Source organism: Paenibacillus sinensis (assembly GCF_019904155.1).
GTDB classification, from domain to species: Bacteria; Bacillota; Bacilli; order Paenibacillales; family Paenibacillaceae; genus Paenibacillus_AQ; species Paenibacillus_AQ sinensis.
In genome coordinates this window covers 237,192-263,714 of sequence record NZ_JAHCMB010000128.1, presented here as the reverse complement: position 1 = coordinate 263,714, position 26,523 = coordinate 237,192, and the positions used below count along the sequence as shown (strand labels likewise).

Sequence of the window (26,523 nt, the reverse complement as noted above, 5' to 3'; positions counted from 1 at the left end):
TCGGTGCCAGACCCCCGAATTCAGCAAACCAACAGTCCCGCTAATATGAATCCCCTACTTCTAACCATGATTTTCATAATCACAAGTCTAATTATTGTAATTTATTATAATGAATTTAAAGTTTTTTTGCATCCGGTTTTTCCGGAATAAGGACCTGTAATGAACGTTTTTTTGATTGGTTTTGATTGATTTAGAAGGGCATAAATGTAAAAATTGGAGGATCTGGAATCCGATATGCAGGGGGAGCCGCCGAAGATGCTGCGATATGCCCAACAAAAAGACAGCACCCCGCCATACCTGCATGCGATCGTGCTGCCTGAAATCATGTGAACCCGCTTCCCTTGTGAATCCGCCTTTCGCGGTTCCCGGCTCAGCGGGTCAGCTGTCCTGCTCGATCAGTTGAATCCACTCGTTGTACTCAATCTGCAGCTTGGCATACTCTGCCTGCAGCTTCTGATGATCATCCGTTACGCGGTCCAGCTCATCCTGGCGGAGATTGAATTCCGCCTGAAGCAGCCGCAGCTGCCCTTGAGCCATCTCATAGCTTTGGCCGATCTCCTCCAGCTGCTGGAGTGCATCGCCGCGTTCCTGGCTCAGCGATTCACGGACCCGCTCGCTTTCCTCGGCCTCCTGCTGCCACAGCTCGAGCTCCTCGCGCAGCTTCGCCTCGGCCTCGCTCCACTGCTGCTGCGCAGTCTTCAGCTCCTCGAACTTCGCTTTCCAGGAGTCGCCGTACTGCTTGGCTTCGCTCAGCTGCTCCCGCTGAAGCTCGGCAGTCGCAGAGGCTTCCCTCGCTCCTTCCGACAGTTCTTCGAGCCGGAGCGCAGCTTCCTCCGCTTCCTCCTCCAGAAGGCGGCAGCGCTCCTGCAGCCGCTCGCCGTCCTGCAGCACCTCGTCGTACTGCCCGATCATGTCCTCGTACCGCTCCTGCATAGAAGCCAGCGCGCTTGCGGCTTCATCCCGTCCGGCACGGAGCGATGCCGCTGCATCTTCCGCCTCCTGACGCAAGGAAGCTTCGCTCTCCATGGCGGCGGTGAGCTCTTCGCACCGGGCGCCAAGTCCGGCAAGCTCCCGCCGGGCCGCTTCCAGCTTCTCTTCGGATTCCAGGAGGCCGGTTTCCAGCAAGCCGATTTCGTCCTGCCGGGAGACGGCAAGCTGCATCCATTCGGCATGCTCTGCCGACAGCTTCGCCAGTTCCTCCTGCGATTGCTGAAGCTGACGGCCGGTCGTCTCCAGCGACTCCCGAAGCCCGTCCACCTGCCCGCTCGCCTGCTCATAGGACAGACGCAGCTCCGCGAGCTCCTGCTGCAGCGTCTCGGCCAGACCGCTGGCCGACTGCAGCTCCTCACTAAGCTGCTCCTCGCGGAGCGCCAATTCGTCATGCCGCGCCTGAAGCGCAGCGCGGGCTTCACGCTCCGACTTGAAGCCCGCTTCTTCGGCCCGCAGTCTGGACTGAAGCTGCGAGACCGTTCCGCGCAGCTCGCCGATCTGCTTCTCCGACTCCTGAATGCTCAGCTTGTGCCGATTCTCCTGATTGCCAAGGGACTGCCTTAGATCCTTGTTCTTCACAAGCTCCCGCTGGAGCGCTTCGCGCTCGCGCCCAAGCTCCTTCTCCAGCGCGGAGGTCGCTTCGGCCATCCGCACGGTCAGAGACTCTCTGGTCTCGGCGAGCTCAAGAGTCAGCCGGGACTTCGTATCCGCCAGCTCCTGCTCAAGCCGGCTCTTCTGCTCTGCCAGCTCGGCGGCATGCTCTGCCAGCTCTGCTCCATGCGTTGTGCGGAGCTCTTCCAGCTCTGCTCCGTGCGTTGTGCGGAGCCCTTCCAGCTCTGCTGCATGCGCCGTTCGTAGCCCTTCCAGTTCTGTTCCGCGTGCTGTGCGGAGCTCTTCCAGCTCTGCTGCATGCGCCGTTCGTAGCCCTTCCAGCTCTGTTCCGCGTGCTGTGCGGAGTCCTTCCAGCTCTGCTCCGTGCGCTGTGCGGAGCCCTTCCAGTTCTTCTCCGTGCGCTGTGCGGAGTTCTTCCAGTTCCCGAGTGAGGGCAGTCTTCAGCTCCTCAACCTGCTGCTTCCGGAGCGCCTCCGCCTGCTCCAGCTCTTTCAGGAGGGAGGTCCGCACATCCTCCAGCTCACGCTCATGCTCCGCGCGCAGCTCCAGCATTTCCTCGGAGCGGCGGCCCAGCTCCTCCTCCAGCTCTATGCGGATGGCTGCCGCGCTCTCCTCCGCGTGGCGGAACTGCTCCGCATGAGCCGAACGCTCCTGCTCCCGCTCTTCTTGATGACGAGCGCGTTCCGTCTCGGTATCGGCAAGGAGGCGTGCCCGCTCCTCCTCGGCTGCCGCCATAAGACGCGCCTTCTCTTCGCTCGCCACTGTCAGGAGCCGGGACTTCTCTTCCTCGGCCGCTGCGATCAGACCCGCCCGCTCCTCCTCATAGGAGGCGGTCCGCTTCTCCAACTCCTCCTGCTGGAGCCTCTGGCTCTCGACGAGGCGCGCCACCTCGGCGCGAAGCTCGCTGCGCTCGCCGGTCATCATGTTCAGCTCGTTCCTCAAGTCCTGGGCCTGAATCGCCTGTTCAGCCATATGGACGGCTGCCAGTACGGCAATTCGCGGCGTATCAAGACGCGTATGCGATTTCGAAATCGCCCGCATATGCTCATCTACATAACGGGCAACCTGTTTCATATATTCAGTGCTGCTTCCAACCAGTTTATAGGAAGTGCCGTAGATTTCCACGGCGACACGGGTCCGGTCCATTGCCACAGTTGTGCCCTCCTTTGTCAGTGTGCGGATTCTTAGCTGGTATCATGATATCTATTGTAGCTTCATTAAGGTGCAATAAGCAAAGTCACCGTTCCCTTATCGCCCGGCTTCCCTCCATACATATGAAAAAAAGCCGCGGCGAATCCAGGTTTCTAATTGGATTCGCTGCGGCTTTGCGCAATTCCTGCTACTTTCTCAAGTTCGCGCCAAAAGTTTGCTGTAGCGCTTCAAGCACCTTGCCGTGAGCCTCCGAGGCCTCTTCGTCGGTCAGCGTATGCTCCGAGTGGCGGTACATCAGGGAGACGGCAACGCTCTTCTTGCCGCTCTCCATCTTTCCGCCCGTGTAGACGTCGAAGATCTGCGAAGACTGAAGCAGGCTGCCTCCGCTCTCCCGGATGGTCTCCAGCAGGGAGCTGGCCGGAATTTCCGAATCGACGACAATCGCAATGTCGCGCTCGATTCCCGGGAACCGCGGAAGGTCCTGGAATTGAAGAGTTGTCCGGGCCGCCCGATACAGCGGCTCCAGCATGATTTCGGCCGCATAGGTATCTTCCAGATCCTGCTTCCGCTGAAGCTCCGGATGAATCTGTCCCAGCGTTCCCACCTTGATTCGCCCTGCCGCCGTATTCAGATACAGGGAAGCGGAACGTCCGGGATGATAGCCGGCAGGCGCGTCGCCCTCGAACACGATTTCCCGCTCAAGTCCCAGATAAGCGAATACGGATTCCAGGGCACCTTTCAGATCGAAGAAGTCTACCGGCTCGGGCACGATGTTCCACTGCTTCGCGGCACGGCTGCCAGTCAGCAGAAGGCCGAGCGTCTGGAATTCGCGCGGCTGGCGGGTAAGCTCCTCTTCCTCCGTTACGAACACGCTGCCGATTTCGAATAGCGCCAGATCGCTCTGGCGGCGCTTCGCATTGTACTCGGCGATATCCAGCAGCTGCGGAATCAGGCTGGTGCGCAGGACGCTGCGGTCTTCGCTCATCGGCATCGCCAGCTTCACGGCATGGCCGCCTTCCGTGAGAGCGGTGAACAAAGCGCTCCGTTCCGGCTGGATGAAGGAATAGCCCATCACTTCCTGATAGCCTCCGTCCGCCAGCAGTCTGCGCAGCCCCCGGCGAAGCGCCTGCGCCCGGTTCAGGCCGCCAGGCGTCGTCGGTCCCTCGATCAGCGTCGTCGGGATATTGTCGTAGCCATACAGGCGGGCAACCTCCTCGAACAGATCAACCTCGCGGGTGATATCCCCCCGGCGGGTCGGCACGCAGACTTCCAGCAGCCCCTGCTCCGCGTCGCCGCAGGAGAAATGCAGCCGGGCGAACAAGGTCTTAACCTCCAGCAGAGACAGATCCGTGCCGAGTCGGCTGTTCAGCTTGTCAAGGGACAGCTTGATGACACGGTTCGGAACCTCTGCCGTTCCGGCCTGTACAATCCCGGCATGGATGGTGCCGCCCGCGTAACGGCTAAGCAGCGCAGCCGCCCGGTTCAGTGCAGGGATAACGGAGTGCGGATCGACTTCCTTCTCGAACCGCAGCGAGGCTTCCGAGCGGAGGCCGAGCTGACGGGACGTTCTGCGGACCGTGCCGCCGTTGAAGCGGGCGGATTCCAGCACGATATTGACCGTCGCATCGGTAACCTCGGAGTTAAGACCGCCCATGACGCCTGCGAGAGCCACGGCTTTACTGCTGTCGGCGATGACCAGCATATGCGGCTCAAGCTTGCGCTCCTGTCCGTCCAGGGTGGTCAGAATCTCTCCCTCACGAGCAAGACGGACACCAAGCGTACCGCCCTCCAATTGGTCGGCATCGAACGCGTGCAGCGGCTGGCCGTACTCCAGCATGACGTAATTCGTAATATCCACGATGTTGTTGATCGGGCGAACACCGGCGGCCATCAGACGGTTCTGCATCCAGAGTGGAGACGGAGCCGGCTTCACGTTCGCAATGTAGCGGGCGGCGTAATGCTTGCAGTATTCCTCATTCTCAATATTGACGGAGATGGAGTCGGCCGCCGGTCCGCTTACTTCAATAATGTCCCGCTCCGGTTTCGGCAGGGTAAGCTCGCGTCCCAGAATGGCGCTCGTCTCGTAGGCTGCCCCGATCATGCTGAGACAGTCGGAACGGTTCGGGGTCAGATCAAATTCCAGGATCTCGTCGTTCAGTCCCAGAACGTTGGTGATGTCCTGTCCGATTTCCGTATCCTCGGGAAGCACCAGAATGCCTTCCTGCAGCTCCTTCGGCAGCAGCTTGTCGTTCAGGCCCAGCTCTTTGGCGGAGCAGATCATGCCCTGAGACAAAACGCCGCGCAGCTTCGCCTTCTTGATCTCGAGGCCCGGAAGCTTGGCGCCCACAAGAGCAACGGGAACCTTCTGGCCCGCGGCTACGTTCTTCGCGCCACAGACGATCTGCAGATCCTCGCCCTGTCCGGCGTCCACAATACAGACGTTCAGCTTATCCGCATCAGGATGCTTCTCCTTCGATTTGACGTACCCGGTCACAATCCCGGACAGTCCCTTATTGCGGCGCTCCACGCCGTCGATTTCAATGCCCGCATCCGTAATGCGCTCTGCCAGTTCTTCGGCGGCGACGCCTTCCAGCGATATATAATCGGCCAACCAGCCGGTCGATACTTTCATGTCCGCTCACTTCCTTATTTATTGTTCATTTTCGATGAAAAAGACGTTATACCCCTCTGAACTGCTTGACGAAGCCCATGTCGTTCAGGTAGAAATTCCGGATATCGTCAATGCCGTATTTCAGCATCGCGATCCGCTCCGCACCCATGCCGAAGGCGAAACCGCTGTATTTCTCGGGATCGTAGCCGCCCATTTCCAGCACGCGCGGATGAACCATTCCCGCACCGAGAATTTCCAGCCAGCCGGACTGCTTGCACAGCCGGCAGCCGTGTCCGCCGCATTTGAAGCAGCTGACGTCAACCTCGACGCTCGGCTCGGTGAACGGGAAGAAGCTCGGACGCAGGCGGATGCCCGTGTTCGGTCCGAACATTTCCTTCACGAACTGCTGAAGCGTCCCCTTCAGGTCACTCATGCGGATATTCGGCCCGATTACCAGCCCCTCAATCTGGTGGAACTGGAACGAATGGGTGGCGTCGTCATCGTCGCGGCGGAACACGCGTCCGGGACAGATGATTTTGACCGGAACCTCGCCCTTCATTGCCTGCATGGTGCGGACCTGTACCGGAGAGGTCTGGGTGCGCATAAGCAGCTCTTCCGTAAGATAGAAGGAATCCTGCATATCGCGGGCCGGATGATTCTTCGGCAGATTCAGCGCCTCAAAGTTGAAGTAATCCGTCTCAACTTCCGGGCCTTCCGCCACACGGTAGCCCATGCCTACGAAGATATCCTCGATTTCCTGGATAACCCGGGTCAGCGGATGAATGCCGCCCTGCGGCAGCTTGCGTCCAGGCAGCGTTACATCAACCTTCTCAGCCTGAAGGCGCGCCAGTGTCTCCTGCTCCTGGAATTCCTCCTGCTTGCGGGATATAATCTCCTCGATCGCGCCCCGTACCGCGTTGGCCACCTGCCCGATTACCGGGCGTTCCTCTGCGCTGAGCGCTCCCATGCCGCGGAGAACCTCGGTCAGCTCCCCTTTTTTGCCGAGATATTTCACCCGCAGATCATTCAGCGTCCCGGGGTCCTGCACTACCTGCAGCTTCGCCAGCGCTTCATTCTTTAGTGCTTCAAGCTTCTCTTTCATGGCTTGCAACAGCCTCCTTCACTTCATTGGTCGAACTCCGATTACTTTCGGGGGAGCCCCATACCCGTAAACCCGTGCATTCCCATAAAAAAAAGCCCTCTCTCCCGTAAGGGACGAAAAGACCGTGGTACCACCCTTGTCAAGCCAAAAGCTCCGCTTCACCCGGCATGCCGGAGAACACGAATCCTTGTGACTCACTCAATGCAGAAATAACGATCTGCGGCCGGTATCCTCTACTGGCTGGGTCCATGCGGACCCGACGTTCAAGGAACTGCTCCGGAGCGAACTTCGGCAGTCCATTATACCCGGCTACGCTCTCAATCTTCGGCGTATCCTCCCTGTGGGTCCGGCACTGCGTACTCTTCTCCATCGTCGCGTTGATTATGGTCAGACACTGTAACGTCTATTTATTATATGCAATGCGAACTTTTTTGGCAAGGCGGGGATATTGTTTGACGACAACAAGAAGAAATGGATGGGAATTCCACAAAACATTAAGCGAACTCTCAGATCCATCTCATCTTCTATTAAGGCAACGCTCAGGTTGCTTTGCTACTTTAGGATAAGGACTTTAGAGCCCGAAAGCGGCCGTAGAGCCGTTTTTCAAGCAAGGGGAACTTTAATAGGAGGGAAGTTAATGAAGATTCGCCACAAGACCTACGTCATGCTTTTGCTCAGCACCTTTGCCGTCACGCAGCTCGCGGGACCCGGCGGACCTGTCGTCTATGCCGCAGAGACCGGCGCAGCCGTAACAGCGGCCTCCATCAAGACCTCAACGCTCTCCAAGCTATGCTCCATCACACTGGGTGCGGGCCTTAGCGTGAAGCTGGACAGCGTCAATCTGTTTGCGCAGGACGGGGGGAATATCCTCACCTACACGCTGACCTATACCAATACGGGCGGCAGCAGCATCAGCATGGCCGACTATTTCTCCAAGGTTGTCACACCCGGAGGTTCCGTCATCAAAGGCGCTCCGGTGACTGCGGACGCCTCGAAGAAGAAAATAGCCGCAAAATCCAGCCAGACTCTTACATATTATGTGAATGTGGGAAGCATTACAGCGGCGGGCGGCCTTAAGATCCAGATGTTCGGCTGGAACTTCAATCTCGATAACTTTGAGCAGCGGATCGGGACCTTTACCGTACCCGCCAACTTCTCGGTGTCGGCGCTTCAGGGCGAGAGCAAGAAAGTCACATGGGGAAGCCTTCCCGCAAACCTCGTCGCAGGCAGTCTGCAAACCTACTCTTATAACGGCAAATTATATGCAAAAGTTGCGGTCGCAATCCGCAATCTCGGCAATCAGGCACTGACCGACCCCGGTTATACCCTGTATTTAAAATCGTCGGGCGGCTCGATCTTCAAGCTGTCTCTGGACCAGGACAGCCAGAATTATAAAGTTCAGCCGGGCGAAAAAGAAACCGTATACTATCTGGCCGAGATCCCCGCCGGGATGAAGACGAGCGGAATGTCGCTGCAGGCGGTCAAGCTGGACAGCACCCTCAATGTCTATCTTCCTGTCGTCTCCTTCGAGCTTCCCGCAGGCGCCAGCGCCAACCTGATCGTTCAGAATTATGCGATCAAGCGGCTGACCGTGGACGGAACCGGGGTCGATATGCAGCTTCAATCTGCCGATGTGTACGCGGATAACGACAATGGCGTATGGACGCTTCAGCTCCATGTCAAGAACGCTGGCAGCCGCTCGGTCACTCTTCCGGACTACGAGCTTGCAGTCAAATCGTCGGAGGGTTATCTGTTCCCGATCGATTCCAGCGCGTTGGCCGGTTTGACTCTCAAGCCGCTTGAGGAGAAAGTCCTCTCATTCACGGTATCGGTTCCGTTGAAAATGGATCAAAGCAAGCTCAAGATACAGCTTATTACCGCAGACAGCACATCGGCCAACTCTTCGGGCAGCAGCTCATCCGGCAGTTCGACCAGCAGTTCATCCAGCAGTTCGTCCGGCAGTTCCGGAGCCACTTCGTCAAACGCCTCGGCAAGCTCCGGCTCCCAAGGCTCAGGAACGGGCGCCAGCGGCGGGTCCGCCTCCGGTGGAAGCTCCGGCGCCTCTTCAAGCGGAACCGGAACATCAAGCTCTAGCAGCAGCACCGGCACTTCAACAACCGTCAATCTACCGATCGCCTATTTCAACATCCCCTACTCGCTGCAGACCAACACGATCATGGGCTCGGAGTATACGATCAAGAACAACTACGGCAGCTTTGCCTACAGCCTGGCCTCCCTCCAGCGTCTGCCATGGGGAGATAAGGACGCGATCGTAGCCAAGCTCAATATCCGCAATACTTCATCCGGCACGGTGACCCTGCCCGATTTGACCGGCATCATCAAGGCCGACCGCAACGACCTTACTGCGACCACACAGCTTGTTAACCCTGACGGCAAGACGACTCTGGCTTCCGGAGACAGCGCTTCCCTGTATGTGCTCGCAGATATTCCGTATACAACCGACATCAGTCAGATCAAGGTCATTCTCAATACAAAAACGGATTCCGCGACGTTCCTGTCCCTGGCGACGACAAGCGCTCCCGTCAAGAGCGTCCAGCCCATCGCAGCCGGAGGCGCCTACGAAATCACAACTCCAGGCAAAAAGGCCAGCGTCCAGGAACTGACGACAAAGGTCTACCCGGGAACCCGGACCAATGTAGTCTACTCCGAAGTGCTCATGACCAACGAGGAGACCCGTCAGACCGATCTGTCCCGGCTGTACGGCTACTTCAAGACAGCGGACGGCGGATATTATGAGGCAACGGTCAACCAGGCATCCACAGCAACCAGTCCGGGCGGCAAAACACTTGTAACGTTCACTGGCAAAATCCCCGCTTCGATCGATACGGCGGACATTCAGCTGTATGTAGGGCAGAGTGTCAAAGACGGAGCTCTGGCGGACGCGGGTGCGGAAGCAACAGGCTATATAAATGTAAATGCCATTCCGCTGACGTTGGCGAGCATAACACCGCTCACCTCTCTGACGGATGTCGCCCTGTTCCCGTACAATCTGAATGTGATCAACTCCACCGGTTCTCTCAACCAGAATACTACCTCCATCAGTCTGGAATTCAAATATTCCCTGACAGAGGACGCCAGTTACGATTACGGAACCTTCGATCACAAGCTGATCATGCAGTTTACCGATCCGTACGGGCAAGTCTTTGAGAAGACCCTTACACCCGGAACCGATTTGACAGCTGGAACGAACAATGTGTACACCGCCAATTTTAACAGCAGCCTGTATAAATCGCTGGGCGGCGGAACCTACCGGATTGCGCTATATGACGAATACCAAGGCCAGCGGATTGAGCTTGCCTATCAGAACTATTCCATCGATTACGTTACCGTACTCACTACCTCATCATCGGGGAGCGATGGCAAGTCCGGCAGCAACTCCGGTACAGGCGTGGAATAGGCCAGTGAGCATGATGAATTCATAACAGGGTGGAGGATCGAAAGTGAAGAAGAAAAGAATCATTCTGACTTCCGGTATCGCGCTCATCGCGATCGCGGGCATTCTGGGCTATATGTTCTGGCCGGAGAAGAACAATGAAGCCACCGCCGCCAGGCTCAATACGGCAACGGTGACCAAAGGTGATATTGTCGTCAGCGTGAGCGGATCGGGCTCTGTCTCCGCCATCAACACCGAGACGGTCCGCACGAAAGAAGCCGGCGAAGTGGATCAGGTCAAGGTTGCCAAGGGCGATGTCGTGAAGAAAGGCGATGTCCTGCTGACCTTTGCCCCGGCCGACCATGAGGACGAGCTGAAGAAAGCCGATACGAGCCTCAAGAACCTGGAGAAGACACTGCGCGACAAGCAGGAAAGCTACAAAGAGCTCGCGCTGAACCAGGCGTCCGAGGATGAGCTGGACGCGGCTAAAACAGCGATTGAAAATGCCAATCAGGACATCGCCGACCAGCAGGACAACATCGCTTCGATCCAGGAAGAGATGGTCCCGAACGATCCGCTGGTCGCCCCGATTGATGGTACGGTAACCGCGGTCAACATTACTGATGGTGAACAGGCCCAGAACGGCGGAGAGCTGTTCACCATAACGGATTACGATCATCTTGCCGTCACCGTTCAGGTGGACGAGCTGGATGTTCCGAGCATGAAGCTTGGACAGAAGGCCACCGTTACCCTGGATGCTCTTGAGGACCAGACTTTTTCCGGAAAAGTAATCGATATCGGCAAGGAAGGAACGTCTTCCAACGGCGTGTCGCTATTTGATGTACAGGTCGGACTCGATAAATCCGCAGGCGTGCTGGTCGGAATGTCGGCCGAAGTCTCCATTACCACGCAGGAGAAGAGCGATGTCCTGACCGTGCCGATTGAAGCCGTTACGAAACGGAACGGCAAATATTATGTCAGCGTGCTGGCGGATGGGCAGACGGCAGGCGGCACTGCTGCGGCCGGAGCGGAAGGTGCTTCCGGAAGCGATAAGGCTGCTGGCGGAACGGCGCAAGACAAGCCGGCTGCGAACGGCGGCACACAGACAGGCGGCAAGTCCGGGCAGGCCCAGGCTGGCGCTCAGGCCGGGGCGGACACGCAGGCCCAATCGGGCGGGCAATCCCAAGCGGGCGAAGGAGCCCAATCCGGTGCGCAGCCTCAAAACGGCGAGATGCCGGGCGGCGGGCAAATGCCTAGCGGTGGCGAGATGCCGAGCGGCGGGCAGATGCCAGGCGGCGGTGAAATGCCAAGCGGCGGACAAATGCTGAACGGCGAAGGCTGGAGCGGACGCAGACAGAGCGGTTCCGGTCAGCAGAACGGCGTCTCTGCAACAGCCGCGCAGGAATCGGTTGAAGTTACGGTCGGTATTCACGACGAGACCCGCATTGAAATTGCGAGCGGCCTGACCGAGGGGCAGACCATCGTCATTCCGACGGTCATCTCCAACAATACCAGCTCCCAGAACAACGCCCAGCAGCAAGGCGGCTTTGGCAGCAGCGGCTTCGGCGGCGGTGGTGGCTTCAGCGGTGGAGCTGGCGGCGGTTTCAGCGGTGGAGGTGGAGGCTTTAGTGGCGGCAGCAGTGGCGGTGGAGGCGGCACCCGGACGGGAGGCGGCAGCCGATGACGACTGCGCAGCCGCTCATCCAGGTTGAGAATTTGATTCATCGTTATACGATGGCCGGCGAATCCATGACCATTCTGAGAGGACTGACCTTTGCAATCGAACTGGGCGAATTTGTCGCAATTATCGGCCCCTCCGGTTCAGGGAAATCAACACTGATGAACATGCTTGGCTGCCTGGATGTGGCAACCGAGGGCGATTATTTTCTGGACGGACAGGAAATCCGCAAAATGTCCGATAACAGGCTCGCCCAGATCCGCAATGAAAAGATCGGGTTTATATTTCAAAACTTCAACCTGCTCCCCAAGCTGTCGGCGGTTGAGAACGTCGAGCTTCCACTGATCTATCGCGGAGTGTCCCATCGCGAGAGAAGAGAAGCCGCCAAGCAGGCGCTCATTCGTGTCGGTCTGGACGGCCGAATGGATCACCGTCCCTCCGAACTGTCGGGCGGCCAGCAACAGCGGGTGGCGATCGCCAGAGCGCTCGCCGGCTCCCCGCCCATTCTGCTGGCGGATGAGCCGACCGGCGCGCTGGATACGACTACAGGCAAGGAAGTCATGCAGATGATCAAAGAACTGAATGGCCAAGGCCATACCATTATCCTGATCACCCATGACCTCGACATTGCACAGCAGGCCAAGCGCGTAATCCGGATTCAGGACGGAAATCTGGTGGAAGATCGGAGGAATGCCTGATGATGTTCTTTCAGAGTCTGAAGATGGCGATCAAGAGCATTCTGAGCGGCAAGATGCGGGCTTTCCTGACCATGCTGGGCATTATTATCGGGGTCTCCTCCGTCATCACGCTCGTATCGGTGGGCAAAGGGACGACCTCGCAGATTACGGAACAGCTCAGCTCGCTTGGAACGAATCTGCTCACGGTCAACATCATGGGACGCGGAGCCACGACCTCGCTGACTTATGAAGAGGCCCTCGCGCTGGGGGATATCGACGGCGTTAAGGATGTGTCTCCCATTATTTCGGGCAGTGTGACAGCCAAATACGGCACGGAAAATACGACCGTAACCATTCAGGGCGTTACCCCTGCCTATGAATCGGTTCAGAACTTCCATGTCCAGTCCGGCCGCTGGCTGCTCGATATCGATACCGAATACCGGCAAAAGGTTGCGCTCATCGGGAGTGATACGGCCGAGACCTTATTCGGCGAAGGAGTTAACCCTGTAGGAGAGAAGGTTCAGCTCAACGGAACCGGCTTTCTGATCGTCGGACTGCTGGAGTCCAAAGGCTCCAGCCTCAGCGGCTCCAGCGACGAGACGATTCTGATTCCAATCTCCACCGCGGAGCGGTTCCTCCAGAGCAAAGGCGTCCGCTCCATTACGATCGCCACGACCTCTGACGATAAGGTCACCGATGTGAAAGACACGCTCGAAGCCCAGCTGTACCAGAAGTTCAGCAATTCGGACAGCGCGTTCTCCGTCTTCGACTCGCAGGAAATGCTGGAGACCGTCTCGTCCACAAGCGACACCCTCTCCCTTGCGCTCGGCGGCATAGCGGGCATTTCGCTCTTCGTCGGAGGCATTGGGATCATGAATATCATGATCGTGTCGGTCAATGAGCGCACGCGGGAGATTGGCATCCGCAAAGCGATCGGCGCCAAGAAAATGAACATCCTGATGCAGTTCATGATCGAATCGGTCGTACTCAGCGGCTTCGGCGGGCTTCTCGGCGTCGGAATCGGACTTGGAGCAAGCTGGGCGATCGGAAACTATACGACCATGAATGTAGCCACCTCCTGGGACATGGTTCTCATCTCTTTTGTCTTCTCGCTTCTGATCGGTGTTATCTTCGGAATGATGCCGGCCAACAAAGCGGCGAGAATGCGTCCGATCTATGCTCTACGGAGCGAGTAACCAGCCAGGCGCGATGGCATTACAATAAATAATCATGATAAAACCGCCCGCGGACCCTGTACGGTATCCGCGGGCGGCTTCGTCATGCCTGCTTGCGTTCGTCCTCCGGCTCCTCCCCGTTCGGCGCGGGCCGGCCTTCGCTTCCAGGTCTGCCGAAACAGCGGACCACCGCCCCGCTCCGGCACACCTCCGTGCAGGCTCCGCATAGAATGCAGTCGGGATGGTCCATCCTGCCGCTCTTCACCATCTCCTTCACATCCAGGCTCATCGTGCAGGCCCGGCTGCAGGAGCCGCAGGACACGCATTTGGACGAGTCGGACTTAAGTCGCAGAGAGGGGATGCGCAGCAGCCGTCCGATCATGCTTCCCGCCGTATTCAGGATCGACATCGGGCATAAATAGTGACAGGTGGCTCTTTTTCCGAAGAGAAGAGGAAGAATGGAGAGCAATACGACCAGAACGACCATAAACACCGCTTTTGCCCAGTTGTCAACTGAAATAAAGCCCTCCGTTAAATATAGCGGCTGCACTTTGAGCACTCCCGCCGATTTCAGCAGCGGATACAAAATAAAACCGAGCCAGATCAAGCCAAGCGCGTATCGGACAGGCTTCAAGTGGGTAATAGGTCTCAAAGGTTTATGCGTCCATTCGTCCAGCGCCGTCTGAAGGCCTCCGTATGGACAAATATAGGCGCAAGCCGCACGTCCCGCGATCAAACCGCTCAGGAAAAATCCCGTCCACACCAAAAAAGCACCGGCCAGCACGCCATGAAAAAGACCATCAATAATGAGGTATGGAGAAAAATAATTCAGTGTTACAGGAAGCAGAATCAGAGAGGCCAGTGAAACCAGCTTGCGGATGCCCATACGCCGGACGCGCCGACCCGGTACGCCGTTAAGCGCCATTTCAAATTCTCCTTTTCTTGTTTAGTCTGTGCCTTGATTGGTTTAATAAGGTCCATTAGGAGGATTTTCAGGATGATTGTTCATTTGAAGCGAGCTCTTGAGTACATAATCGATAACGGACATCATCCGGTGGAACTGGCTCTGACTGCCTTGCATGCTCAAATGGTCCTGTACATAGCCTGTAATCCCATGCAGCAGAAGAGCGGTCACTTCGTGCGGATAAGGAACTTGAAATTCTCCTTCCTGAATCCCCTGCTCGACGATGCGCACAAGCGAGGGCTCCATTTTCTGACGAAACATCTGGGTCAGCCTGACATGAATAATCGGGTCAATCTCGTAATCTCCTGCGCCGTTCTTCTGTCTGTCCGCCTCACCCGAGGCAAAGATGGCCTTAAGCGTCTCCTGGAGCTTCCGCTTCGCATTCCATTCGGGATGGCCGGCAATCTGCAGCGCGCTCTGTTCCAGATTGTCGAGCCTGGTCTCGAGAACGGAGCGAAGAAGAGTCTCCTTGGATGAAAAATGATAATAAAAAGTGCCTTTCGCAATCCCGCTCTCACGAATGACGTCTTCGACGGTGGTGTTCACATACCCCTTGGTTTGGAACAGCCTTCCGGCGACGCCGATAATTTCTTTCTTTCGGTCCCCCGCAGGCTTAACGGTCCGGATCGGCATGCTTGAGCACTCCTTTCTTTTTTTACAGCTTAAGTCATAGACCGACCGTCGGTCTATGACGATTGATACAGTACGCCCCGCCCTCCGCATGCCATTTCGGGTATCGTGATGCTGGAGTTATCAGCCTGATCAGGACCTGCATATGTTGTGATACGATTCTCAAGTTCGTCATAAATATTATGCTTTGCAAGGAGTGGACTACAGTGGCCGGCTTTAGCGAAACTCGAACAGCCCGTAAATTGATCGCCATGTTCGCCGCCATAACGCTGCTGCTTATTGGCGTAAGCATCTGCTCCGTGCTGTATCTGAATCTGACCATCAATCGGTTCTCGGAGACTCTTTACCAGAAAATTTACCGGGACACCTCTCTTGTACTTGAGACGGAAAGAGCGCTGTCCCAGTCGTCGAGATCGCTTCAAACAGCTTACAGCGCGTCCCTTCCGGACAGCCGGAAGAGCGAATCCATTCAGCGGTTCGAGGAGGATCTGGCTCTGGTCTGGCAAAATGTGAACGCGGTCAATCAAAGTCTGGAGACGGATAAGCCTTACCGGGAAAATGCGGAGAGCAAGGAGCTGCTTCAGAGCATCAATTCCCGGCTTCACGATATGACCAATTCGGTTAATCTGTGGCAGAACGATGCCCGGAGGCTGATCCTGTACGGCGAAGCGTCGGCCGGAGACTTCGAGAATGACGGCGTTCTGTCTTCGGACAACCGGAATCTGAACGAAGCCCATGAGAGTCTGAAGGAGGCGGCGAAGCTGCTCGGCAGCTATGCGGAGCTGGTCACTACAGACTTCTCCAGCCATAAGAGTGCGATATTTGCCGTCTACACGCTCGCTTTGTTCCTGCTTCTCCTGCTGATTCTGTATTTGTTCCGGCGGATTTTCTCGCTTCAAAGTGAAATTCGCGAGGAGCAGGCGATGTATAGGCTGATTGGGGAGACGATATCCGATTATATTCTGCTTACCGATCAGAACGGGCTTATATTGTACGCCTCCCCGTCCCATTTCTCGGCCCTCGGTTATGTGCCCAAGAAAGGAGAGCCGCTCGCCGCCTATATCCGGGAGCCGGAAATCGCCTGGGCCAAGCTTCGAAGCGTCGTTCAGACCGCTCCCCGAATGGCAGAGCTTAGAATGAGAGGAGCCGACGGCCACTGGGTATGGATGGAAACGAAGGTCACCCCCGTCAGAAGCACTCCGTCAGTCCCGGCCCAGTTCATGCTGGTGTCCCGTGAGATTACACAGCGGAAGCAGTACGAGGAACGTCTGCACAAGCTCGCTTTCTACGACCACCTGACCTCCATCCCGAACCGCGCGCATTTTAAAATGTATATGGAGAATTTGATCGGTCAGGACGGCCCCGTGAAGCCGAAGCTTGCGCTGGCCCTCCTGGATTGCGACCGGTTCAAGCAGCTGAACGATACACTGGGGCATCTGGCCGGCGACGAGTTCCTTCAGCAGCTGTCCGGCGAGCTTCAGCAGACGGTGAAGGGGCTAGGTCAAGCCTTCCGGATTGGAGGCGACGAGTTCGCCGTCGTGCTGCATTTGAATTCCGCTCCCGAGAATCTGAACGACATCCTGAACAGGCTGCTTCAGCTGTTCAACAAGTCATGGGCGGTTGACGGCTCCAGCTTCCGCACATCGGCGAGCATCGGGGTATCCCTGTACCCGGAGCATGGAAGCACGATCAATCAGCTGCTTCGGGCAGCCGATCTCGCGATGTACCGATCCAAGAGCCATGGAGGCAACGAAGCCAACCTGTTCAACCCGGATATGGACGAAGGCTGTCCGGAGCAGGAGAACAGCCGGTACTGAATCTTCCAATTCCAATGTAAAAAAGCGCTCCGGCGCCGCATTCGCGGACCGGAGTGCTTTTACTTAGCATGCTATTTTCTGTTAAAGGTGGATTATTACCGGTTCAGCTTGTTAACGAGAGCTGCGGCTCGATGACCGCTCCGCTGCCGGTATCCCGGATCAGCACCCTGAAATCGGTGTCGCCTTCCGGGCACTGGATGAACCGGTCGGTGCTGCCGTCCCGCGCTTCCCAATCATTGACCCGCAGAATATAACCGAACGCCCGGGTCTCCGGATGAAGCTCTATGACGGCGACAGCGCGGCCATCTTCCATGTAACGGAAGTCGGTCTGGCCATCCTGAATTCCGGTGTCCCATACCCAGATGTTCCAGCCTCTGTAGTCGCCGTCCGAGCGTTCATAATGCACCTCGACCGTCTTGGCCCGCCGGGGCGCCTTCCCGCTCTCGTCGTACAGAACCATCATCGACAGCCCTTCAACCAGGACCTCTTCGCCTTCGATTGTGCGGAAGCCTTCAGTACCCGCCCGCGTATGATCGACCGCCACATTCCAGGTCTTGCTGCCCAGCGGCAGCTTCACCGAAGCAGGCCCAGGATTCGCATTAAAGAGCACTGCAATGTTGTTCCAGTCATCCCCGCCGGCATGACTCTTAAGCGTATAGGCGACAACGCCGCCGTCACAGCGGAAGAAATCAAGCGACCGTTCGATTTCCTGACGCCCCCGCAGCCGAAAGGCCGGGTGGCTCCGGCGAAGGGCGATCAAGCCTTTGTAATAATCGAACACAGGCTGGAATCTGGCTTTATTGCTCCAGCGGATAGCGTTGACGACATCGCCGCTCCGGTAGCTGTTGTGATCGCCGAACTTGCTGCGCAGCAATTCGTCGCCGGCGTGAAGGAACGGAATGCCCTGCGAAGTAAGCACGATGCCCCCTGCCAGCAGCGAACGTCTGACCAGCTCATTCTCCAGCACCTGATCTTCCGCAATGCCGAAATAAGGATCGGCGTTCGCCACCGCATCCTCAAGGCTCCCGCCGTTCGTAAGTCTTCCATTGTCGAGTTCCGGCAGCCGGGCCGCCTGGCGCAAACCTTGAACCGCGAGAAGCTTATCCCATAGATTCAGATTGTCATGCGCAGTCGTATAGTTGACGCTCTCCGTGGGGGAATCCGTAAAGTCGTGAACGGCCCCGATGATGCCGGCCGCCACCGCGCCTTCCCTGCCCTGCTCACCGGTGATGAAGCCTCTGCCCCAGCCGTCGCTGTCTCCCTTGATCGCCGAACGGAAATTGTCGTTAAAGACGGCGAAGCCCTTCCCTCTCTGTGCGCCCTTCAGCGTCTTCGATACCAGAGGGGAATCTCCTCCAGTCCAGGGCTCGCCGTAGAAGATCAAGCCCCGCCCTGTCTCCAACCTCAGCTCCTCCACAATCTCCCGCATCGTTACGGTGTCGATCAGTCCCATCAGGTCGAAGCGGAAGCCGTCAATATGATATTCGACCGCCCAATGGCGGATCGAATCCTTGATGAATTTGCGCACCATCGGCCGTTCCGTCGCCAGCTCATTGCCCACGCCGGAGCCGTTGGAGAGGCGTCCCGCATAATCATGCCGGTAGAAATAGCCGGGCGCAAACGCCTCGAACGGCCCTTTTTCCACCGAGTACGTATGATTGTAGACCACATCCATCACGACCAAGAGGCCTTTGCGATGCAGCGCCTGCACCATTTCCTTGAATTCCATAATACGCAGCGCGGGATCGGCTGCATTTGTGCTGTAGGAGCCTTCGGGCGCATTATAATGCTGGGGATCATAGCCCCAGTTGTACCCGCTGTCTTCACCGGGGCCTGCACCACTGTCCGCAAGCTCGTTCACCGTCTGAAAATCGAATACCGGCAGAAGATGAACATGCGTGACGCCAAGCTCGTTTAGATGGTCGATGCCCAGCGTCCTTCCTTCAGAATCGCGAAGACCGCTTTCGGTAAAAGCTTTGTATTTCCCTTTATATTCAGCCCCCGAGCTCTCATGGCTTGAGAAATCACGGACATGCAGTTCATAGATTACCGCGTCTACCGGATTGGCCGTTACCGGACATTGATCCTGCTCCCAGTCTGCCGGATCGGTGCTCCGCATATCAACGACAGCCGAGCGCAATCCGTTCGCCGACACGGCGACTGCATAAGGATCGGCGGCCTCGACAATCGTTCCATCGCCGTAGACGACGCGGTACATGTAGAATTGACCCTTCAGATCGCCGGAAATCCGGACCTGCCAGATACCACCGTCCCGGCGGCGCATGTAGGCCAGGCTTGCATCCGCGGAGGAGTCCGCGTTTCCGCGTCCGTCTCCGCCTGTCTGATATAGCACTAGCGACACGGCTGACGCTGCAGGCGCCCATACTTTGAACATGCTGCTCTCCGGGGTGTAATTGAGACCGAGATCCCTTCCCTCATACTGGTCCGCCATCGGCTCTGCGTTCATGTAGTTGCTCTTCACTGCCTTCACCATCCTATCGCTTCCGTGCGAGAAGCCGGAAGTTTTTAGATCCATATATGCCCAATTGCCCTGTGACCTATACGTGAAGCACCGAGAGAAAAGCCTGTGTCAATACAGGATATGCAAGCGCTCGTTCACAGGTTTGGGTCAGTCCTGGATGTTCTACTTATATATCGGAGCAAATTTAAGCTTCCTAAATACAAATCCTTAAATCCCTTTAATTTTAAAATTATAACCTGCGTATATGTGCAAAAACACCTCAAAATCAATATTTATGCCCATTATTTATGTCTATTGTGTGAACTACAGGGGGACTGTAAGCTTCGATATGCTGCTGTTATTCATGTAATAAGAACTCTGAAGTCCGCGAGATCGTCCATATATGAAAAAAAGGCCAGTCCCACCGGGACCAGCCTCAAGAAGTATAGCGGAAAAGTGATAGATTGCAAAAAAGATAACATGCCTTGTCGGGCGGGGAATCAGTTGCCGATCGATCGAACCAGAGCGACAACTTCTTCCGCCGTACCCAGCTCCAGCGCCTTGGAGGCCAGCGTCTTCATATCCTCGGCGGACAGCCTGGAAATCTGGCTGCGTGCCGGAAGAATGGAAGTTGCGCTCATGCTGAACTCATCGAGTCCGAGTCCGAGCAGCAGCGGAATGGCGGTGGAGTCGCCGGCCATCTCGCCGCACATGCCCGTCCACTTGCCCTGGGCGTGGGCTGCGTCGATGACATTCTTGACCAGGCGCAGGATAGCAGGATTGTAAGGCTGATACAGATAGGACACCCGCTCGTTCATGCGGTCGGCTGCCATCGTATATTGGATAAGATCATTCGTACCGATACTGAAGAAGTCAACTTCCTTGGCGAACTGGTCCGCCAGAACGGCCGTGGACGGAATTTCGACCATGATGCCGAGCTGGATGTTGTCCGATACTCCCTGTCCCTCTGCCCGAAGCTTCGCTTTCTCTTCAAGCAGCAGATCCCGGGCTGCGCGGAATTCCGTCAGCGTCGCGATCATCGGGAACATGATGCGGAGATTGCCGTACACGCTCGCTCTGAGAAGAGCGCGAAGCTGTGTGCGGAAGATATCCTGGCGGTCCAGGCATAGACGAATGGCACGGAATCCGAGGAACGGATTCATTTCCTTCGGCAGATCCAGATAGGGTAGTTCCTTGTCACCGCCGATGTCCAGCGTCCGGACGACAACCGGTTTGCCGTTCATATTCTCCAGAACGGTCTTGTAGGCGTTGAACTGCACATCTTCGGATGGCAGCTTGTCGCGTCCCATGTACAGGAACTCGGTGCGGTACAAGCCAACGCCTTCGCCGCCGTTCTCGACCACGCCGGTTACATCGTTGGGAGTTCCGATGTTCGCGGCGAGCTCCACATGCTTGCCATCGGCCGAAACCGACGGCTCATCGCGAAGCTTCTTCCATTCTGCAATTTGCAGATTGTAGGCTTCCTGCTTCGCTGTGTATTCCGCAACCTCGGCTTCGCTCGGGTTAATCAGCACATTGCCGCTCAGTCCGTCGACGATGACCAGATCGCCCTCTTTCACCTGGGACAACACGTTCTTCGTTCCGACAACAGCCGGAATTTCCAGCGAACGGGCCATGATGGCGGAGTGGGAAGTACGGCCGCCGATGTTGGTAGTGAAGCCCTTAACATAACGGCGGTTCAGCTGCGCCGTATCCGAAGGCGTAAGATCCTCCGCGATAACGACTACTTCCTCGCTGATCTCGGCCGGACTCACGTAGTGGATGCCCAGCAGATGGTTCAGCACGCGCTTCGTTACGTCGCGCATATCGGCAGCGCGTTCCTGAAGGTACGCGCTCTTCATATTTTCGAACATGGATACGAACTGGGCAGAAACTTCGTTCAGGGCGTAATCCGCGTTAACCGCTTCGTCCCGGATTTTAGACTTGACCGGGTCGATCAGTTCCGGATCATCCAGAATGAGCAGGTGGGATTCAAAAATCTCCGCCTTCTTCTCGCCAAGCTCGGCCAGTGTGCGTTCCTTGATGCGCTGCAGCTCCGCTCTGGATTTCTCCAGCGCATCGTCCAGTTTGGCAACTTCAGCCTCAACATCCGCTACCGGATTCTTGGAGATCGTATAATCGGGATGTTCCAGGATAAAGGCGCGCGCCACTGCAATCCCTGCTGAAGCCGCGATTCCTGAAATTTTACTCATTCAGCTCTCCCAGCCCTTCTTTAACCAAGACTTCCTCAAGTGCGCTGAGCGCTTCGGCTTCTTCGGCGCCCTCCGTGATCAACGTCAGGGTTTCTCCGGCTTCAAGACCCAAAGACAGAACACCAAGGATGGACTTTAAAGTAACCTTTTTGCCTTTGGCTTCTGCAAAAGCTTCAGTTCCCTTGAATTTGGTAGCTGTATTAACCAGAGCTGTTGCAGGGCGTGCGTGAATACCGTCTTCGTCCGTAATTCTGAATGTTTTTTGCATAATAAACCCACTCGCTTTCTGTAATTTGTTGGTATGGGGCATTTTGCATAAATCCACAGAGCGACTAAAAACCAAAATATATAGAACAGAGGGAATGCATCTGTCTATATATCGCACCATCAAACATTTAGCTTCGAATTATGCAAAATGCCGAGATATGGTAAACAGCTTGCGCTTCCTCATTATAAAGGAAGCGCCGCTGGTTATCACTTTTACTGAATCGTGATAATATCCTTGTCGCCGACGGCCGTCTTGCCCGGCTTCTTCAGCGTTACCGAAGAGCCTTCCGGCAGGTTGGAGAAAATGACCGGCGAGATGATCGAAGGCGCATGGGCCTTGACATACTCGAGATCCACTTCCATGATCGGCTGTCCGGCCGCCACCAGGTCGCCCTCTTCAACCAGAACTGTGAAGCCCTGGCCTTTCAGCTTGACCGTGTTGACGCCGATGTGAACGAGCACTTCCTTGCCGCCGTCGGACATGATGCCGACCGCATGCTTGCTCGGGAATACGTTGAAGACCTTGCCGTATACCGGAGAAGCGATTTTGCCGTCGGTGGAGAGGAATGCGAAGCCGTCGCCTGTCATCTTCTGCGAGAACACGGCGTCCGGAACCTGCGTGATATCAAGCAGTTCACCGTTGACCGGCGATACGATATCCTCGGGAATGATCGCCTGGCCTTCTTCGCCTGCCTGCTTCTCGGCCTCGGGCTGAGGAGCCGCTGCGATCGGAGCTGCCGGAGTTCTGCCAGCCATGACGTCCTGAATCTGCGACTTGATCGTGTCGGAGCGGGTACCGAAAATCGCCTGTACGTTATTACCCACCTCCAGCACACCGGAAGCGCCCAGTTTCTTCAGACGGTTCTTGTCGACATTCGCCTTATCCTTAACCTCAACGCGAAGCCGGGTGATGCAGGCGTCCAGATGAACGATGTTCGGCTGTCCGCCCAGTGCGGACAAGATGTTGCGCGGCAGATCGTCTCCGGTGGTCGATACAGATGCCCCCGTACTCACGGCGCCGTCCGCGTCGTCGTCTGCCACATCTTCGCGGCCCGGAGTCTTCAGATTGAACTTGCGGATAACGAAGCGGAACCCGAAGTAGTAAATAACCGCCAGGACGAGACCGACCGGAATGACGAGCCACCAGGCCGTACGGTTCGGGATAATGCCGAACAGCACGTAGTCGATGAAGCCGCCGGAGAAGGTCATGCCGATCTTGACGCCGAGAATATGCATCGTCATGAAGGACAGGCCGGCGAATACGGCGTGAACCGCGAACAGCAGCGGTGCCACGAACAGGAATGAGAATTCGAGCGGTTCGGTAATCCCTGTCAGGAAAGAAGTCAGGGCCGCGGATACCATCAGGGAGCCGACAACCTTCTTGTTCTCCGGTCTGGCTTCGTGGTAGATAGCCAGAGCAGCAGCCGGAAGACCGAACATCATGAACGGATATTTACCGGTTGTAAAGGTGCCCGCCGTGAACGGAACGCCGTCGCGAAGCTGGGCCATGAATATGCTCTGGTCGCCGCGGACCAGTTGTCCCGCCTTGTTGACATAGCTTCCGAACTCGTACCAGAACGGCGAGTAGAAGATGTGATGCAGGCCGAACGGAATGAGCGAGCGTTCGATTAATCCGAAGATAAATGCCGCGAGTGTCCGGTTCGTATCGATCATGTTCTGCGACAGATAGTTAAGGCCGTGCTGGATAGGAGGCCAGACAATCGTCAGCGCAAGACCGAGAATCAGCGACGTAACGGCCGTCATGATCGGCACGAAACGCTTGCCGGCGAAGAATCCGAGATAAGACGGAAGCTCAATCTTGAAGAATCGCTTGTACATGGCCGAGGCTAGAATACCGACGAGTATACCGCCGAACACCCCGGTCTGCAGGGTCGGAATCCCCAGCACGCTGGCATAGGCGAAGTTCCCCTGGCTCAGCACATAGCTGTTGATGCCGAGCACGGTTCCCATTGTCACGTTCATGACAAGGAAGCCGATGATGGCTGCGAGGCCCGCTACGCCTTCGCCGCCGGCCAGACCGATCGCAACCCCTACCGCGAACAGCAGGGAAAGGTTGCTGAATACGATTTGACCTGAGTTCATGAGCACGTTCGCAATGGCTTGAACCGTGTGGTTCTCCAGAGCGGGAGCGTACTGCAAGAAATCGGGATTCACGAGCATGTTGCCAATCCCGAGCAGCAAACCGGCTGCCGGAAGAATGGCGACCGGAAGCATTAGCGCTTTACCGACACGTTGTAAAACGCCAAAAAGCTTTTTGAACATTCAGGTTCACTTCCTTATCCAATATCAAATCATGTATGGTACAAGCAAAACAGACAGCAAAAAAGGCATGAGTATTCACAGTAATCAGTTGTCCTAACTCTAAAGTTAGATTACCCCGAGTCGGGGAAAAACAACCAAAATACTGAAAGCACTCATGCCTGATCGAATCAGTAACACGTAGGTATTCTGTTTTGCTGGTATTAACAGTGGTAATTGTAGCACCGATTATTTCGACTTGCAAGATGAGTCTAGAAATTGACAAAACTCACATTCATCGTCAGCTTCCGGTCCGATTATTCATATCCGCCTCATCCTCTTTTTTCTGGGCGAGACGCTGAAGATGGACGGTCAGATAACCCACTTCTGCGGGATAGACGGACAAGTGCATCCGCTGCTCGATGACCTTGGTCAGCTTCCACGCAAGCGAATACATTTCTGGGTATTCCCTCTTCATTAGCCCGTCAAGCGAGGAAGTCTCCTGAACCGTTTCGCCTCTCCGCAATCTCTCCAACACGAACCGAAGATGAGTAACGAGTCTGGAGTAATCGAGCGAGTCCCGGGGGATATGGTAATTCAGGTTGTTCTCCACCAGATTGACCATATCGCTGATCAGCATGGAATGCTTCTGGACTTCCGATATGTGCCGGTTGCTCAGCGCGCTGTGGATATGAAGAGCGACGAAACCGATCTCATCGAGCGGGAGTTCAACTCCCATCTTCTCATTGATCCGGTCCACGGAATACTCCGCCATCGCATATTCATCCGGATAAATTTCCTTGGTTTCGTACAGAAAGGGATTGTGAAAGGGCACATCCTGTTCATAGCGCCGGATGGCAAAAGCAATATGATCTGTCAGAGCAATATGAATATGCTCGTTCAACGGCTTGGAGCTATGCTGCATAATGTACAGCACAATCTCATGAATGGTCTCGATCAGCTTCTCGTCGACCTGGGGAATCAACTGCTTGTATTGCTCCTGCTCCTGCTGGTTGCGGAGAATGAACATCTTCTCTACCGCGGACAAATCGATCTTGTCCCGGACCTTGCGGTTGAAGCCGATACCCTTGCCGATGACGACGACTTCGTCATACTGGGGATGATCGGCGATGATAACGTTGTTGTTGAGTACCTTGGCCACACTTATGCTGCTCACTTGCACACACCTCTTTTGCTTCCAGATACCTTAAAAATGTTGCAGCAGCAGCCAATAAGGGAGCGGCAACGTCTAAATTATACTTGTGCCGCTCCGCAACATCAAGGAATCCTTCCGGAAGAAGCGTTATCTCCGGTAATCGGAGTAAGCCGCAGCCAGCCTTCTCACGCCCTCCTCGATCTCGCTCTCCCCGCAATAACTGAAGCACAGCCGGATAAACGGATAGCTGCCCTCCGTCGCATAGAAGCCCCGCCCGGGGACGGTCTGAACCCCTCTCTCCGCAGCAAGTTCGGCAAGCCGGAGGGTATCCGTCCCGTCTTGAAAGGCCAGCCAGAGGAAGAAGCCGCCTTCCGGAAGCTGGAACCGCACTTCGTCTCCGAAGGCTGCTCCCAGCCCCTCCGCCAGCGCGTCGCGCCTAGCGGAGTAACAAGCTGTCAGCCGGGCGATCTGGGCGTCATAATCGCTGTTCTGCAGCAGATGGCCCAGAATTTCCTGAGTGAACGGACTTGGGGCGCTGTTCAGCGTCAGGCAGCGCATGCGGTCAGCAACCTCCCGGGGAGCAATGACGCAGCCGAAACGCAATCCCGGTCCCAATGTCTTGGAGAAGGTGCCGAGATATATCGTCCGGTCCGGCGCATGCGAGCAAATAGCCGGCACATCCTCACCCTCAAAGCGCAGCTCGCCGTATGCGTCGTCCTCCAGGATGAAGAAATTGTAAATCCGGGCCAGCTCGGCAAGCCGCTCGCGGCGCGAGCGCGACAGCGTCGTTCCGGTCGGATTCTGGAAGTTCGGCATGACATAGATGAACTTGGGCAGCGTGCCTTCACCGACGGCGGCCTTTTGCAACGCATCCTCCACCTTATCGACGTCAACACCGTTCTCATCCATCGGCAGGCCGACGATCTCGGCACCCACGTAACGGAACATGTTAATCGCGTTAAAATAGGTCGCCGCCTCGGTCCATACCGTATCGCCGGGATTGATCAATACGCGGGCTGTCAGCTCGATGCCCTGATTCGCCCCATATACGGCCAAATAGTGCTCATCATTCGCTTGAATACCGAATTTCCGCAGACGTCTGAGCTGCCAATTCTTGATGATGTCCAGCCCTTGTCCTCCGGTATAGTGCAGCGCTTGCGCCCGGTCGCGTACCAGCGATTCGAGCGCTGCCTGGTTCAGTGCTTCAACAGGCAGAAGCTCCGTCGCCGGAAAGCCGTATGACAGATTGACGCTGTCCTGCCTGCCAGCTGCGCCCCGTCCGACAGGCTGCACGATAATATTTCGATTGAACTGATATTCTTCCATCGTTCTGGTCACAATTTCACTCCTTTCTTGAGGCATGCG

Annotated in this window: 17 protein-coding genes; 5 read left to right on the top strand and 12 right to left on the bottom strand. The window is 56.3% G+C overall.

The window, feature by feature from the left end; genetic code table 11:
- Nucleotides 1-378: 378 nt before the first annotated feature.
- From zapA to KIH86_RS15100, 4 genes are all read right to left on the bottom strand, one after another.
- Nucleotides 379-2,748: a cell division protein ZapA gene (gene zapA, locus KIH86_RS15115; protein ID WP_235775433.1), complete on the bottom strand. Its 2,370-nt coding sequence runs from the start codon at nucleotides 2,746-2,748 to the stop codon at nucleotides 379-381.
- 193 nt (nucleotides 2,749-2,941) lie between these two features.
- On the bottom strand, nucleotides 2,942-5,386 hold the full coding sequence (gene pheT, locus KIH86_RS15110) for a phenylalanine--tRNA ligase subunit beta (protein WP_223085107.1): 2,445 nt from the start codon (nucleotides 5,384-5,386) through the stop codon (nucleotides 2,942-2,944).
- A 46-nt stretch (nucleotides 5,387-5,432) separates the two neighbouring features.
- Nucleotides 5,433-6,467 (bottom strand): phenylalanine--tRNA ligase subunit alpha, encoded by a 1,035-nt coding sequence (pheS, locus tag KIH86_RS15105; protein WP_223085109.1) that lies wholly within the window; start codon nucleotides 6,465-6,467, stop codon nucleotides 5,433-5,435.
- Between the two features lie 139 nt (nucleotides 6,468-6,606).
- Entirely contained in the window at nucleotides 6,607-6,837 is a 231-nt protein-coding gene (locus KIH86_RS15100) for a hypothetical protein (RefSeq protein WP_223085110.1), read from the bottom strand.
- Between the two features lie 267 nt (nucleotides 6,838-7,104).
- Between KIH86_RS15100 and KIH86_RS15095 the strand changes: the two genes are divergently transcribed.
- Genes KIH86_RS15095 through KIH86_RS15080 form a run of 4 tightly spaced genes read left to right on the top strand, consistent with a single transcriptional unit; the run spans nucleotide 7,105 to nucleotide 13,412 of the window.
- Nucleotides 7,105-9,885: a hypothetical protein gene (locus KIH86_RS15095; RefSeq protein WP_223085112.1), complete on the top strand. Its 2,781-nt coding sequence runs from the start codon at nucleotides 7,105-7,107 to the stop codon at nucleotides 9,883-9,885.
- A 43-nt stretch (nucleotides 9,886-9,928) separates the two neighbouring features.
- Nucleotides 9,929-11,545, top strand: a complete 1,617-nt coding sequence (locus KIH86_RS15090) for an efflux RND transporter periplasmic adaptor subunit (RefSeq protein WP_223085113.1) — start codon at nucleotides 9,929-9,931, stop codon at nucleotides 11,543-11,545.
- A complete protein-coding gene (locus KIH86_RS15085) occupies nucleotides 11,542-12,237 on the top strand; it encodes an ABC transporter ATP-binding protein (RefSeq protein WP_223085114.1) in 696 nt (231 codons plus the stop codon). Before KIH86_RS15090 ends, KIH86_RS15085 begins: the two co-directional genes overlap by 4 nt.
- Nucleotides 12,237-13,412 carry an ABC transporter permease gene (locus KIH86_RS15080; RefSeq protein ID WP_223085115.1) on the top strand — a complete coding sequence of 392 codons (1,176 nt, stop codon included), beginning with the start codon at nucleotides 12,237-12,239 and terminating at the stop codon, nucleotides 13,410-13,412. Before KIH86_RS15085 ends, KIH86_RS15080 begins: the two co-directional genes overlap by 1 nt.
- Before the next feature lie 82 nt (nucleotides 13,413-13,494).
- Here KIH86_RS15080 and KIH86_RS15075 read toward each other — a convergent pair whose 3' ends face one another.
- Nucleotides 13,495-14,316, bottom strand: coding sequence for a 4Fe-4S binding protein (locus KIH86_RS15075; RefSeq protein WP_223085117.1), 822 nt, complete (start codon nucleotides 14,314-14,316; stop codon nucleotides 13,495-13,497).
- Nucleotides 14,317-14,358: 42 nt separating this feature from the next.
- Nucleotides 14,359-14,988: a TetR/AcrR family transcriptional regulator gene (locus tag KIH86_RS15070; protein WP_223085118.1), complete on the bottom strand. Its 630-nt coding sequence runs from the start codon at nucleotides 14,986-14,988 to the stop codon at nucleotides 14,359-14,361.
- A 203-nt stretch (nucleotides 14,989-15,191) separates the two neighbouring features.
- On the opposite strand from KIH86_RS15070, the gene KIH86_RS15065 reads away from it, so the two are divergent.
- Complete coding sequence (locus KIH86_RS15065) at nucleotides 15,192-16,802, top strand: diguanylate cyclase domain-containing protein (protein ID WP_223085126.1); 1,611 nt, start codon at nucleotides 15,192-15,194, stop codon at nucleotides 16,800-16,802.
- Nucleotides 16,803-16,905: 103 nt separating this feature from the next.
- Here the strand turns inward: KIH86_RS15065 and pulA are convergent, their stop codons facing one another.
- The 6 genes from pulA to KIH86_RS15035 form a co-directional block, all read right to left on the bottom strand.
- A complete protein-coding gene (gene pulA, locus KIH86_RS15060; protein WP_456094018.1) occupies nucleotides 16,906-19,254 on the bottom strand; it encodes a type I pullulanase in 2,349 nt (782 codons plus the stop codon).
- Between the two features lie 509 nt (nucleotides 19,255-19,763).
- Complete coding sequence (gene ptsP, locus KIH86_RS15055; protein ID WP_223085128.1) at nucleotides 19,764-21,476, bottom strand: phosphoenolpyruvate--protein phosphotransferase; 1,713 nt, start codon at nucleotides 21,474-21,476, stop codon at nucleotides 19,764-19,766.
- Nucleotides 21,469-21,744, bottom strand: coding sequence for an HPr family phosphocarrier protein (locus tag KIH86_RS15050; RefSeq protein ID WP_223086051.1), 276 nt, complete (start codon nucleotides 21,742-21,744; stop codon nucleotides 21,469-21,471). The genes ptsP and KIH86_RS15050 overlap by 8 nt, the downstream gene beginning before the upstream one ends.
- 212 nt (nucleotides 21,745-21,956) lie before the next feature.
- Nucleotides 21,957-24,026 carry a glucose-specific PTS transporter subunit IIBC gene (ptsG, locus tag KIH86_RS15045; RefSeq protein WP_223085130.1) on the bottom strand — a complete coding sequence of 690 codons (2,070 nt, stop codon included), beginning with the start codon at nucleotides 24,024-24,026 and terminating at the stop codon, nucleotides 21,957-21,959.
- Between the two features lie 277 nt (nucleotides 24,027-24,303).
- Nucleotides 24,304-25,179 carry a glucose PTS transporter transcription antiterminator GlcT gene (glcT, locus tag KIH86_RS15040; protein WP_223085132.1) on the bottom strand — a complete coding sequence of 292 codons (876 nt, stop codon included), beginning with the start codon at nucleotides 25,177-25,179 and terminating at the stop codon, nucleotides 24,304-24,306.
- 126 nt (nucleotides 25,180-25,305) lie between these two features.
- A complete protein-coding gene (locus tag KIH86_RS15035; RefSeq protein WP_223085134.1) occupies nucleotides 25,306-26,496 on the bottom strand; it encodes an aminotransferase-like domain-containing protein in 1,191 nt (396 codons plus the stop codon).
- Nucleotides 26,497-26,523 lie beyond the last annotated feature (27 nt).